The organism is Saccharospirillum sp. ABV4_185 (assembly GCF_056159245.1).
The window spans coordinates 1042078-1055226 of record NZ_JBSWUW010000001.1; the positions used below are offsets into that span (position 1 = coordinate 1042078).

Here is a 13149-nt window from a genome sequence, read left to right on the forward strand (position 1 = left end):
CACCACTGACAGCGCTGCGCTATCTGCTCAGAGGTCCTCCATGATTCGCGGTTACCTATCCATGTTTCGGTCTTACTGGCCGATGCTGTTGTTTGGTCTGTTCACCGTCTTTATCGGTAACTTTGGTCAATCGTTTTTTATTTCCTGGTACGGCGCTTCTATTCAACAGCAGCTGGGACTTTCCGCCGCCGCTTACGGCTCGGCTTATTCCGGCGCGACCCTGGTCAGCGGTCTGACCATCATGGTGATCGGTGGCGCGGTCGATAAATTTCCGCTGCGTCGTTTCGTCACGCTGGTGGCCATCGGCTTAACCATAGCGGCGCTGTTGATGTGGCGCGTTGATTCGCTGCTGTCGCTGGTCATCGCATTGTTTCTGCTGCGTTTTTGCGGCCAGGGTTTGATGCCGCACACCGCCATGACCGCGGTCGGCCGTTACTTCTCATTAAATCGCGGCAAAGCCACCAGCATCGCCGGCAATGGCGTCCCCTTGGGTGAAATGATTTTGCCGTCGATTGCGGTTGCCTTGATCGCCCTGGCCGGTTGGCAATTAAGCTGGCTGATCATCGCCTTCTTTGTGCCTTTGGTATTTCTGCCGCTGGTGTACTGGTTACTGTCCAAAGCCGGTGCCAGCGAAGCTGAAACCGTGGCACCCAAGGTGCGAAATAACGCCGCCGATTGGGTCGATGGTTCACGCCGCACCTTGCTCAGCGACGGTCGCTTCTGGCGCGCGCTGCCGTTGTTGCTGGCACCGCCTTTTATCGTCACCGGTCTGTTTATTCATCAGGGTTTTGTGCTCGAACAAAAAGGCTGGTCGCCAGCGCTCTTTGCCAGCGCCTTTGTGTTGTATGGTGCGGTGCACTGGGCGGCGTCCATCCTGGTGGGCTCGCTGGTGGATCGTTATTCGGCCACGGCGCTGTTCAAATTTATGGGCCTGCCCTTTGTGCTTGGCTTAACGCTGGGCGCGTTTCGCGAAGGCATCTGGGTGGTGTACGCCATGATGGCAACACTGGGCGTCGGCATCGCCATGATGGGTACCATCGCCAACGCGATTTGGGCGGAAGTCTATGGCACCACTCATCTGGGCAGCATCCGTTCGCTCTTTACCTCGCTGTCGGTACTGGCGACCTCGGCGTCACCAGTGTTACTGGGATTACTGATTGATGCCGGTATTGATGCGCGCACTTTCCTATTGTCGATGGCGGGTTATGCGGCGGTCGGAGTGGTGTTGGCGATGACGGCATTTCGCACCCCGGCGACAACCCAGTCATCGTCAAACAATTAATGATCAAACAGGCCCGGCTGAGTGATGGCGCCTTCGAGCGCCAGCAGTTTTTGCTTGCGCCACAGTCCGCCGCCGTAGCCGGTTAAGCTGCCATCCTTGCCAATTACCCTGTGGCACGGCACCACGATAGCGATGCGGTTATCGCCATTAGCGCGAGCCACCGCGCGCACCGATTGTGGCCGACCAATGCTCTGTGCCTGCTGCTGATAGCTGCGCGTCTGACCGTAGGGAATCGTTAATAACGCCGACCACGCCTGGCACTGAAAATCGCTGCCCAGCAAATCCAGCGGCAGCTCGAACTGGCTGAGCTCGCCGGCGAAATAGGCTTCCAGTTGTTGTTGCAAGGTAGCGAATACCGGCCGGTCGCTGTCAGCTTGCAGTGGCTCACCCAGATGCCGCTCCAAGGCTGGCAACTGACGCTCCAGGCGTTGCGGGTCGGTGAACTCCAGTAAACACAAACCAGCCTCAGTGGCGACCGCCAACATCTCGCCCAGAGGGGTTGTCAGGTTACGATAAGCGATCATGGCAGCATCCTGTTTTTTAATAGTTGCGCTATTAAAACATCTCAACAGGCACGGCTCTCATCAGCCGTTAAGACGACGGGCCAGCCAATAATCGATCGAGACTTTTCCGGCTCCGTGCGCCATAAGATACAGCATGACACAGGCCCAAACACCATGAGTGGCATAGGCACCCGGATAGACAAAGATTTGAATCACCAAGGTCATCGCCAGCAAACCCATTGCTGCGTAGCGGGTCGCCAAGCCAAACAACAATAAAATGGGTAACAGATGCTCGGCCAGCGCCGCCAGCAAAGCAGCGGTTGTCGGTGCCAGCAAGGGCAGTGCGTATTCTTCCTGGAATAAAAAAATCGCCGTGTCGGATAGATGCGGCCAACCGAGTTGAAAATCACCGCTGATAAAATTAATCGCTAAGCCTTCAATCTTGGTCTGTCCGGATAACCAGAAAACGCCAGCTATGGAAAACCGACCGACAAAAGCAATCAGGCTGTTTGGAATACCACTAAAAAGTTGGTGCCACTGTTGGAGTTTTGTTCTCATTTTCTATTCCTTTTAATCCGTTAATAATCCGGTTAACGCGTCCTGTTGTACCAGAACTTGCAACAAGGCCACCAGATCGAAATCCAGTCCCGTCATAGCGTCAGAAAACACCTGACCTTGGTGCAACCGCGATAGAAAAGTACCGGCATCGGGCTCTATTAAATGCAACCGAACTTGCAAGGCTGGTCGAGTCAAGAGCACCGTCTCACTGCTATTCAGTGTTAGATCACGCAACCTGATTTTGCTTTGTGGTTGGTGCGCCTGCCAGATCGAAAACACTGCGAAATCCGATGAAAAACACTGGCAAGCCGGCGCCAGTTTCAGTCGCGCCTGCTCCAGTTGATTAGGTTGGTTTAATAAGGCAGTTAGATGTTCGACTGATATCGGCTGACTGTTGGCGCTGTGATAACTGCTTAACCAAAGTCGCTCCAAGCGCGCCATATCGGCCAGATAAGGCAAGCTTCGGGCCGGTTCAAAGCCTTCAATAAAGTCGGCAAAGTATTCGCCATAGTGCACCAGAACAGGGGAACTGGGTGGATATTGATAAACATAATCACGCGCCATAGCGCGGAAAAAATCAGTGCCGGTAAGTGTGCAACAAACCGGGAAAATATCCTGCAACGCCTCGATTAAAGAGTGGCTGAAATTATTACGATAAATGCCGAAACGATGTGAGGTTTCAGCGTCGCGCCAGTGTCTTAAATGACTCGGTTCACTCGGTTGCCGACTTAATAACGCCTGAGCAAAATCAGCCTGCATAAGACGCCACCTTTTTGGCTTTGCCATCCAGAAAAATACTCAAGCGCTGCTCGGCCAGCTCTGCTTCAGCGCACAGAATATCCAGTGCCGGTACATTGCCATCGCGCTCAAGCAAGGTCGCAACCGGGCCACATAATGACAAGGCTTGATCATACAGTGCCCAGACTTCGTCGCTGACTTCGCTGTCATGGCTGTCGATTAATAAGGGGCTGCCGTCAAGATCCCGATCGACGGCAAAACCCGCCAGATGGATTTCACCAACCGCCGCTAACGGCAGCGCCTGTAAATAATTCAAAGCGTCCTGATGATGGTTGGTTGCCGTGACATAGACGTTATTCACATCAAGCAGCAGGCCGCAGCCGGTACGGGCTATAACGGCCTGAATAAAATCGGTTTCACGCAAGGTGGAGTCATGACTTTCCACATAGGTCGAAGGGTTTTCCAGCAGCATCTGCCGACCCAAATACTGCTGCAGCTGATCAATGTGTTCGCACACGCGCTGCAAGCTGGCGTCGGTATAAGCCAACGGCAGCAGATCGTTAAAGAAAACGCCCTGGTGAGACGACCAGGCCAGATGCTCTGAAAAACTTGCAGGCGGATACCGTTCAAGCAGAATTTTCAGTCGTTGCAGATGCGTTTTATCGAGCGCTTCCAGTCCACCAATCGATAAACCCACGCCATGAATTGAGAGTGGATAACGCTGATATATCTGTTGCAAATAGTAGTGGTAAGGCCCGCCCTCAACCATGTAATTTTCAGCATGAATTTCCACAAAACCCAGATCGGGTTTTTGTTCCAAAATCGCCTGAAAATGCATTGGCTTTAAGCTGATGCCAGCACGAGCTGGCAAGGTATTTTCATCCGTCATGGGCGGGCCTCCGTTTTCTTACTGCTCGTTGAACGCCTGCAATTGACCGTGACCGGTCGGAGAGGTCGGCGACATCATCTCTTCGCAAGTACCCGCCGGAACCAGTTTCCAGGCGTTGCCCTGATAGTCGCTGGTGGAGGTTCCAGCGCAGGTGGTGCCCGGGCCGGCTTTGCAGTCGTTCTGACCTTGCATGGCAACGCCGTAGCATTTTTCTTTGGCCTCTTCGGCCTGTACCAGACTCGGAATAACCGCTGTTGCCAAAACGGTTCCCAGTGCCAAAGCCAGTGATGTTTGAGCCATTTTCTGTTTCATCAGTCCTTTCCTCTTAGTGGTTTTCAAGCACAGCGCCCGAGGCTTCGGTAACGCTATTGGCAAAGCACCTTGAGCGCTTCGGAGGTTTGGATACAGCGATGGCGCAGGAAGTTCCGAAGCCAACAAATTTTTTTCAAGTTGATCGCCAGGGAACTTTTAAAACGCTACTCGGTCTGCAGATGACATCGCTCGGCCGGGCGATGCGAAAACCGGCACCCGCGGTCGGTACTGCCAAGAGGAAAGGCTATGCGTATTCGAGGACGTCTGGCGGTCAGCTACGCCGTTTTATTGTTGTTTATCTTTGCGGTGGTGCTGGTCGCCGTACAGCGTTTTGATCGCTTGTCGAATCAGTTGCAGGCCGTGGTCGAACGCGATGCAGCCTTGGTTGAGTTAACCAGTTCGGTCAATCTCGATGCCGAAAGCATAGCCGGTCGCTTGCTGTTGTTGTTTATCGTCGAAGATCGCGATGCCCGTGTCGCCTTGTATAAAGATATTGATGCGCGCAACCGCAATATCGATGCATCCGTTGAGCGTCTGGCGACCTTGCTGGCCAACTCCCCCCAAGCCAGCCAATTGCAACAATTGAGCGAACAGCGCCGACTGTATCAGGATCAATTGCAGCTGACGGTAGAGACGCTGGAATTCGGCGATCGCTCCGAAGCACGCCGCCAGATGGCCGGCGCCACCCGCGATGCGCTCAACCGTTTACTGCAATTAACCAGCGAGCTGGAACAACAACAGCGCCAGGTGATGGCGTCTCGTCAGCAACAGACATTGGCGGCGACGCAAAACTCAGTCTGGTTGGTTACCTTTCTCGGCCTGGCCGCGCTGCTTGCTGGTGTGCTGATGGCCGCCTTAATTACACCCAGTATTGTGCGGCCGTTGCGTTCGGCGGTGGGTGCCGCCGACGCCATCGCCTCGGGTAATTTACAGCACGATGTTGCCCGTGGCGGCCGCGACGAAATCGGCCAGCTGCTGCGCAGTTTTTCGGTGATGCGCGAACAGTTGCACCGTGTTATCGGTACTATTCGCGCCAACGCTACAGCGGTCAGTCAGGCGGCGGTGCAATTGCGTCAGTTTACCAGCGAAGTGCAGAGCGACAGCGCCGGTCAGCATGATCTGGCACAGCAGATTGATCAGTCCGTCGGTCAGCTGTCGGCCGACAGCCAGGCCATGGCGAGCAATGTTGAGGTGGCTCGCGATCAGGCATCGCGTGCGCGTGCGCTGGCGCGTGACGGCGTAGCCGGTGTCACTGAAGCGGCCGATGGCATTCGTCATACCGCCGAACTGATCGACCAGTCTGCGGCCAGTATTGAACGTTTAAGTGAAAGTGCCAGCGAGGTAATCGGCGCGGTCAGCCAGATTCGCGAGATCGCCGATCAGACCAACTTGCTGGCGCTGAATGCGTCGATTGAAGCGGCGCGCGCCGGCTCCGAAGGCCGGGGTTTTGCCGTGGTGGCTGACGAAGTCCGGCAACTGGCAACTCGGACGGGCGAGGTCACCGACGATATCAATCGCATCCTCGGTCGCATCAACGATCAAACCGATCAGGCGGCGCAACGTATTCGTGCCGGCAAGGCGGGGATGGATGAAGGGGTGGAATTGATCGGGCGTATTGTTGAACCGCTCACCGAACTCGACGCCGATGCGCAGGCGTCGCTCGACAGCCTCGAACATCTGGCCGAGTTGGCGACGCACCAGGCCGATGCCAGTCAGTCGATTTCCCAGCGTGTCAGTGACATCACCCAGATGGCCCAAACCAGCCACAGCGCCACCTTGAAGTTAGCCCAATTGGGCGAGCATTTGCTGGCAACGGCTCAGGGCACCGAAACCGCCGTCGGGCGTTTCAGGCTGGACGCCGATTAATAGCATCGTCGAAAACCGCCAGGAAAGCCGCGCCATAACGCTCCAGCTTGGCGTCACCAACGCCGGATACTTCGCTCATTTCAGCCAGGGTGGTCGGGCGTCGCGCCAGCATTTCAGCGAGCGTTTTATCGTGAAACACCATAAAGGGCGGAATGCCTTGGTCGTCGGCCAGCTGTTTGCGACAGGCGCGCAAGGCTTGCCACAGCGGCTGGTCGGCGTCTTCGATCTGAGCCGGCGCTGGTCGCGTGCCAGAGCGGCTGGACGTACGTTCCGGCAGACTGTCTTTGCGCAGGCTGACGGTCTGCTCGCCTTTAAGCACCGGCCGGCAGGCATCGGTTAACTGCAAACCGCCGTAGCCATCCGGATCGACCGCGAGCAGTCCCGTCGCCACCAACTGACGCAACACCGAGCGCCACTCGTTGGCCGAGAGTTCCATGCCAATGCCGTAGGTCGATAATTGGTGATGACCGAGCCGGCGCAACTTTTCATTGTCGCTGCCGCGCAACACATCGATTAAATGATTGGCACCAAAGCGCTGGCCGGTGCGATACACACAAGACAAAGCTTTGCGCACTGCCTCGGTGGCGTCCCAGGTTTCGACCGGGTGCAGACAGGTATCGCAGTTGCCACAGGGCTCGGGTAATTCATCGCCGAAATAACGCAGTAATACCTGACGCCGGCAGCTGGTGATTTCGCATAACCCCAGCATGGCATTCAGCCGTTGTTGTTCGTAACGCTGGTGCTCTTCGCCGCCTTGCGATTGCGCCATCATCTGGCGCAGTTTGACGACATCTTCAAAGCCGTAAAACAACACCGCCGTGGAGGGTTCACCATCGCGACCGGCGCGGCCGGTTTCCTGATAATACGCTTCGATGCTTTTGGGCAAATCCAGATGCACTACGAAGCGCACATCCGGTTTGTCGATGCCCATGCCAAAGGCGATGGTCGCCACCATAATGATGCCGTCTTCGCGCAGAAAACGTTGCTGATGGTCCTGACGAACGGCGGCATCCAAACCGGCGTGATAGGGCAGTGCATTAAAGCCTTGCTGCACCAGCCAGTCGGCCGTTTGTTCGACCTTTTTGCGCGACAGACAATAGACAATCCCCGCCTGCTCACCGCCTTCGTCTTTTAAAAAACGCAGCAATTGTTGACGCGACTGTTGTTTGGCCTGAATCCGGTATTGGATATTGGGCCGGTCGAAACCACCGACAAAAGCCGGAGCCTGGGTTAACCCTAAACGCTGTTGAATATCGATGCGGGTACGGGCGTCGGCGGTGGCCGTCAGGGCAATGCGCGGGATGCTGGGGAAGCGCTCGGCAAGCAATCCCAGTTTCAGATAATCGGCGCGAAAATCGTGACCCCACTGGGAAACACAGTGCGCTTCATCGATGGCAAACAAGGCCAGCGGCGCGCGATTAAGCAGGTCGAGGGTGCGCTCTTGAATCAGTCGTTCCGGGGCGATGTACAGCAAGTCCAGCTCGCCGGCGAGCAGCGCATTTTCGGTGTCGCGCACCGCCTCGAACGACAGCGTTGAATTAAGAAAACCGGCGCGCACTCCGAGTTCACGCAGGGCGTTAACCTGGTCCTGCATTAAGGCGATCAAGGGGGAAATCACCACCCCGGTTCCAGCGCGAACCAGCGCCGGCACCTGATAACACAGCGACTTGCCGCCGCCGGTGGGCATCAGTACCAGGCAGTCGCCACCCTTAACCACAGTATTGATGATGGTCTCCTGGTCGCCGCGAAAGGCGTCGTAACCGAAGACGTGTTGCAGAACGGAGTGAGGGGTCGCAGTCATAAGGCCAGTATATCGACCCGGACCGGCCACCGATACGCCAGGGAAGCTGAGTTGTTATGTGATCAGGGTTATCGGCAACCGGTACTGAGAGAGCGGTATCAAACCCAGCTTCGGCCACTGTTATTTGACACATTAAGGCGTACTATCAGCGTTGGCATGGAAGCCGTTTTACGTAGGAAAATAACTGCCAAGGAGGATGCATCTTGGTTGCAAGGATGACCGACCCCAAAGCTCACCAGGACGAGCTGCTGACTTACCACCTCAATGCCTATCTCAGCGATCTAGAACCAGCCGCATTACAACAGGTTCGCGATCGCCTCACCTGGGTAGAAATCAAATCCGGCGAGCGCCTGATGACGCAGGGCGATCCAGGTGATTCGCTCTACCTGACCATCAGCGGCCGATTGCGCGTTTATGTCACTGACGAACACGGCATCACCCGGCCGGTTCAGGAGCTTGGCCGTGGCGAAGTAATCGGTGAAATGAGCCTCTACACCGGCAAGCCTCGTTCAGCGACAGTAGTGGCACTGCGCGACTCGGTGCTGGTTCGCCTCAAACAGGCGCACTTTGAAGAACTGCTGGCCAACAGCCTGCATCTGTCGTTGACCTTGCCGCGCAAAATTATCGAGCGGTTGCAGCAGCCGCAGCATCGTCGTACCGAGCCGCGACCGGTGACGCTGACCTTAATTCCGATCAGCGCCAGCGTCGATGTGGTCGACTTCGCCGAGCGCTTTCGCCAGCCACTGTCATCACTGGGCCGGGTATACGTTCTGACCGCCGAACAGGCAGATGCCGATATCGACGGCGCCGGCCTGGCTCGTGACGAAGGCGGCGATGGCTACCGGCAGCATCGACTGGCTCTGCATCTCGATGCGCTGGAAGCCCAATACGACTATGTGTTACTGGTCGCCGACCCTGCCCCCAATGCCTGGACTCGGTTTTGCTGCAGCCACAGTGACGAACATCTGTTGCTGGCCGACGCCAGCGACCCCATCCAACTGCACCCGACCGAAACGGATATTCTGGAAAACACTCCGCCAGGGCTGGACGTCGCCCAACGCCTGGTGTTGTTGCATGCCGAGGACGCGGTATCGCCGCGCCACACCGCCGACTGGCTTAACCGCCGCCCGGTCACCGATCATCTGCACGTACGACCGAAACGCGATAGAGATCTGGCGCGTCTGGCGCGCATTGAAAACCGCACCGCTGTCGGTCTGGTACTGGCCGGAGGTGGCGCTCGCGGCCTGGCTCATATGGGCGTAATGCAGGCACTGAGTGAAGCCGGTATCGAAGTCGATGTGGTGGGCGGCACCAGCATTGGCGCCATCATGGCGGCGGTGATCGCGACCGACAAACCGGTTGCGCACATGCAGGATGCTTGCCGTAAAGCCTTCAGCAAAAGCCCGACCGGCGACTACAACTGGCTGCCGCTGATCTCGCTGATTCGTGGCCGCCGCCTGCGCACGCTCATCGACGAATCGTTTCGCGAACTTATGGGTCACCCCGGCCAACTGGAAGACTTGTGGCTGCCGTTTTACTGCATTGCCACCAACTATTCACACGCCCGCGAAGACGTGCTGCGGCGCGGCGATTTGACCCGCGCCTTACGCGCCACCTGCGCCATTCCCGGAGCGCTGCCGCCCATTCTTAAAGACGGCGACCTCTTGTGCGATGGGGCAACGCTGAACAACTTTCCGGTTAACGTAATGCGTTCGGTGCGAGGGGTTGGCACCGTCATTGGCGTGGACCTCGGCACTCGCACCGCCCAGCCACTGAGCTTTGACGAAATACCCGGTACCTGGGCTTTGTTGTTCGACCGACTGCGCAGCAAAAACAAGCGGCGCTATAAGTTGCCGTCACTGGCGACCTATCTGGTCAGCGTCAGTTTTATCTACAGCTTTTCACAGCGTGATACCGATAAATCCCTGACCGATATGTACTTTAATCCGCCACTGAAAAAAATCGGCTTACTCGACTGGGGCCGAATGGAAGATATTTTCAAAAGTGGTTACGACTATGCGCGTAAACAATTGCAAAGTGAGCAGTCCGGCTAAACTATAGGGCATCTATTACGCGCAGGAGCACAGCCATGGGGTTGGGATTCGCCGGCGTTGGCGCCTTGATGCTGGCGCTGGTGCTGTTCACCTATTTGCGCATGATCAATGGCCGCGCCCAGGTGCGTGAGCGACGCAGCAGCAAAGGTCGTCTGGTGATTGAACAGGCCGATACGCTGGTTGCTTTTGGCCGTGAACAGGACGCCATTCGGCTGCTGGAAAGCGCGCTGGAAAAAGAACCCGGTTCCGTGCCCATCCAGGCCTGTCTGGATCGCATCAAACTGGAAATCGAAGAACGCCAGCAAGACGACAGCTAGTCGCTCAACCCTCGCTGCGCTAGGCTGGCGACAAATAACCAGAGGCAAGCCACCATGAGCGACGCCCCCTTTAACCGCGACCAACATCTGGCCAGCGCCAACACCCACGACGTCATCAACCAACCGACAGCCCTGGCCGATTACAACGTCTATCGCAGCGATCGTGCGCTGCAACACTGGAGCCATCATTTCGGTGCCGGCTGGGCCGAAGACCGACTCAGCGACTACGGCGCCCGCGTTGGCGGCGACCTGATTGAAGCCGGTTTCCAGGCCAACGAAGTGCCGCCGACTTTTCATTCGCACGACCGCTTTGGCCACCGCATCGACGAAGTGCGTTTTCACCCGGCCTACCACGAGCTGATGCGTACCGCCATCGAAGCCGGCTTGCCGGCACTGCCCTGGCGCGATCCCAAACCCGGCGCTCATGTCGCCCGTGCCGGCCTGGAATATCTGCATATGCACGCCGAAGCCGGTTCGGCTTGCCCGCTGACGATGACTTTCGCTGCGGTACCCGCCATTGCCTCCACTCCCGAAATCGCCGAGATATGGCTGCCGAAAATTACCGCGCCGCATTACGACCCGCGCAATGTACCTTTCTACGAAAAAGCCGGTTTAACCATCGGCATGGCGATGACCGAAAAACAGGGCGGCTCGGATGTGCGCGCCAACACCAGCCGCGCTTATCCACTGGGCAAACGTCAGCCCGGTCAGTTGTATGAACTGATCGGTCACAAATGGTTTTGCTCGGCGCCGATGTGCGATGCGTTTTTGGTACTGGCGCAAACTGAAAATGGTTTGAGTTGTTTTTTAATGCCGCGCTGGCGCGAAGATGGACAGAAAAATGCGTTCTTTATTCAGCGCTTAAAAGACAAATTGGGTAATCGTTCCAATGCCTCATCGGAGATCGAATTTCGCGGTGCCCAGGCCTGGTTGTTAGGCGAAGAAGGCAAGGGTGTGCGCACCATTATCGAAATGGTCGCGATGACGCGTTTCGATTGTCTGGTTGGTTCAGCGGCACTAATGCGCGCGGCGACGGCTCAGGCTTTGCATCACACCAGCGGTCGCTCGGCCTTCGGTCAGCGGTTGCACGATGCACCGCTGATGCAAAACGTGCTGGCGGATTTGTCGGTTGAATCCGAATCAGCACTGGCGATGAGTCTGCGCGTTGGTCGCGCACTCGATCACAGCACCAGCGATGAGTCAGAAAAATTACTGGCGCGCTTAGCCACGGCCGTCGGCAAATACTGGGTCTGCAAACGCACACCTCACTTAACTTACGAAGCCATGGAGTGCATCGGCGGCGTCGGTTATGTGGAGGAAAATATTCTGCCGCGTCTGTATCGCGAAGCGCCGGTTAATGCCATCTGGGAAGGCTCGGGCAATATTCAGTGCCTGGATGTGTTGCGCGCCATTGGCCGCGAGCCAGCGACGCTCGAAGCACTGCTGGCTGATATCGAAAAAGCCAAGGGTCAGTCGAAAAGTTTCGATCGCGCTTTGGCGGAATTAAAACAACAATTCAGCAACACCGATCAACTGGAATATCGGGCGCGGACTTTGGTCGATAAATTAGCCATGACGTTTCAAGCCAGTATTTTGTTGCGCGATGGTGATGCGACCCTGGCCGAGGCTTTTGTGGAATCGCGGTTGAATCCAAACGGCGCTTTTAATTATGGGACGCTGGAACCGGGTGTGGATTGTTCGAAAATTATTGAGCGGGCTATGCCGGTTGTTTAGTTGATTTTCTGTGGCTTGCGATTCCGTACCCGACCACGGTTAAGTTTTGGCTGACACGCTGCAAGTACATCCATGTATGCTCGGCGGTCCACATCCATGTGGACCGACGGTCAGCCAAAACTTAACCGCAATCGGGTACTCCTTAGGTGGTTAATTCGACTTTATTTGTTTCAACTAGCGCCAGTTTTACTTCTGCAACAAGCGCATCCAATCCTTCATCGTTGATTCGATCTTCCAACCGATAAACCCCAACTTCCATCGCCTCCTGCGGCTCGGTCAACGCTAACGGCACCACGCCACTGTCTGCCAGCGTCTCAGTCATCGATTCGGGATAGATCATTACCGCATCGCTGTCGCGCAGAATATCCAGCGCTGCGCTCATCGAGCTGGTCGACCAGACCACCCGATCGGCCAGATGATACTGATGATGTTCGGCCTCCTTGAATTGCGGGTTGGTGACCACCGCTAGGCTGTAGCGCGTTTCGTCCGGGGTAACGGCCAGGTGTGGGTAGTCGAGCAGATCGGTGTAGCCCACGGCCTGGCCCAGCAGCGGGTGGCCGACGCGCACAAAGCAGGCATCACGCACCTTGAACAAGGGCGTGAATACCGCGCCGCTGTTCGGGTTCAGGCCTCCAATACGATGGCCGATAAACAAATCCAGTTCGCCGGCCAGCAATTGATCCATCGATCTTAGATGGTTGCCGATCTCGATATGCGCCGGCGCGGTCGGGTGCTGTTGGCGGTAACGCTGAAACAGCTCGCGAAAGAACAGATGCCACCAGGCCATACCGACGCCGATGCGCAGGCCGCTTTCCTGATCGACCTTTAACTGCTGCAACTTGCCCAGCGCATTGTCGTAAACCCGCTGCATGATGCGCGCCTGCTCGAGCAGGGTTTCGCCGTAGGGCGTCAGCGTCATGCCGCGCGGCGAGCGGTTAAACAACGTCACACCCAACTGGGTTTCCAGCTTTTTCAGGTTGTGCGTCAGCGTCGGCTGGCTGATAAAGAGCCGCTGCGCCGCCAGGCTGACCGAGCGCAATTCGGCCACCGCGAGGAACTGTCGCCAGGCTTTGTCCATGCCCGCCTCTCCGTTAT

12 protein-coding genes are annotated in these 13149 nt (G+C 56.6%); 5 read left to right on the forward strand and 7 right to left on the reverse strand.

Features of this window, described 5'->3' with window-relative positions:
* Positions 1 to 61 precede the first annotated feature (61 nt).
* Positions 62 to 1282 (forward strand): MFS transporter, encoded by a 1221-nt coding sequence (locus tag ACXAE6_RS04700; RefSeq protein ID WP_475145132.1) that lies wholly within the window; start codon positions 62 to 64, stop codon positions 1280 to 1282.
* On the opposite strand, the gene ACXAE6_RS04705 is transcribed toward ACXAE6_RS04700, so the two are convergent.
* From ACXAE6_RS04705 to ACXAE6_RS04725, 5 genes are read right to left on the reverse strand one after another with little or no spacing between them, the layout of a single operon-like run.
* Complete coding sequence (locus ACXAE6_RS04705) at positions 1279 to 1806, reverse strand: methylated-DNA--[protein]-cysteine S-methyltransferase (RefSeq protein WP_475145137.1); 528 nt, start codon at positions 1804 to 1806, stop codon at positions 1279 to 1281. The two genes, ACXAE6_RS04700 and ACXAE6_RS04705, sit on opposite strands and share 4 nt — an antisense overlap.
* Before the next feature lie 60 nt (positions 1807 to 1866).
* Positions 1867 to 2343, reverse strand: coding sequence for a DoxX family protein (locus tag ACXAE6_RS04710; RefSeq protein ID WP_475145140.1), 477 nt, complete (start codon positions 2341 to 2343; stop codon positions 1867 to 1869).
* Between the two features lie 12 nt (positions 2344 to 2355).
* Complete coding sequence (locus ACXAE6_RS04715; protein WP_475145142.1) at positions 2356 to 3102, reverse strand: HvfC/BufC family peptide modification chaperone; 747 nt, start codon at positions 3100 to 3102, stop codon at positions 2356 to 2358.
* Positions 3092 to 3970 carry an MNIO family bufferin maturase gene (gene bufB, locus ACXAE6_RS04720; RefSeq protein WP_475145146.1) on the reverse strand — a complete coding sequence of 293 codons (879 nt, stop codon included), beginning with the start codon at positions 3968 to 3970 and terminating at the stop codon, positions 3092 to 3094. Before bufB ends, ACXAE6_RS04715 begins: the two co-directional genes overlap by 11 nt.
* Before the next feature lie 18 nt (positions 3971 to 3988).
* Positions 3989 to 4282 (reverse strand): BufA1 family periplasmic bufferin-type metallophore, encoded by a 294-nt coding sequence (locus ACXAE6_RS04725; RefSeq protein WP_392798064.1) that lies wholly within the window; start codon positions 4280 to 4282, stop codon positions 3989 to 3991.
* Between the two features lie 246 nt (positions 4283 to 4528).
* On the opposite strand from ACXAE6_RS04725, the gene ACXAE6_RS04730 reads away from it, so the two are divergent.
* Positions 4529 to 6148: a methyl-accepting chemotaxis protein gene (locus ACXAE6_RS04730; RefSeq protein ID WP_475145149.1), complete on the forward strand. Its 1620-nt coding sequence runs from the start codon at positions 4529 to 4531 to the stop codon at positions 6146 to 6148.
* Here ACXAE6_RS04730 and recQ read toward each other — a convergent pair.
* Complete coding sequence (gene recQ / locus ACXAE6_RS04735) at positions 6129 to 7949, reverse strand: DNA helicase RecQ (protein ID WP_475145151.1); 1821 nt, start codon at positions 7947 to 7949, stop codon at positions 6129 to 6131. The two genes, ACXAE6_RS04730 and recQ, sit on opposite strands and share 20 nt — an antisense overlap.
* A 215-nt stretch (positions 7950 to 8164) precedes the next feature.
* Between recQ and ACXAE6_RS04740 the strand changes: the two genes are divergently transcribed.
* Genes ACXAE6_RS04740 through ACXAE6_RS04750 form a run of 3 tightly spaced genes read left to right on the forward strand, consistent with a single transcriptional unit; the run spans position 8165 to position 12054 of the window.
* Positions 8165 to 10003 (forward strand): patatin-like phospholipase family protein, encoded by a 1839-nt coding sequence (locus tag ACXAE6_RS04740; protein WP_475145153.1) that lies wholly within the window; start codon positions 8165 to 8167, stop codon positions 10001 to 10003.
* A gap of 35 nt (positions 10004 to 10038) precedes the next feature.
* The gene (locus ACXAE6_RS04745; RefSeq protein ID WP_475145155.1) at positions 10039 to 10320 is read left to right on the forward strand and encodes a hypothetical protein; all 282 of its coding nucleotides are present in this window, start codon (positions 10039 to 10041) and stop codon (positions 10318 to 10320) included.
* Positions 10321 to 10374: 54 nt separating this feature from the next.
* Positions 10375 to 12054: an acyl-CoA dehydrogenase family protein gene (locus ACXAE6_RS04750; RefSeq protein WP_475145157.1), complete on the forward strand. Its 1680-nt coding sequence runs from the start codon at positions 10375 to 10377 to the stop codon at positions 12052 to 12054.
* 142 nt (positions 12055 to 12196) lie between these two features.
* Here the strand turns inward: ACXAE6_RS04750 and ACXAE6_RS04755 are convergent, their stop codons facing one another.
* Entirely contained in the window at positions 12197 to 13132 is a 936-nt protein-coding gene (locus ACXAE6_RS04755) for a LysR family transcriptional regulator (protein WP_475145160.1), read from the reverse strand.
* Between the last annotated feature and the right edge of the window lie 17 nt (positions 13133 to 13149).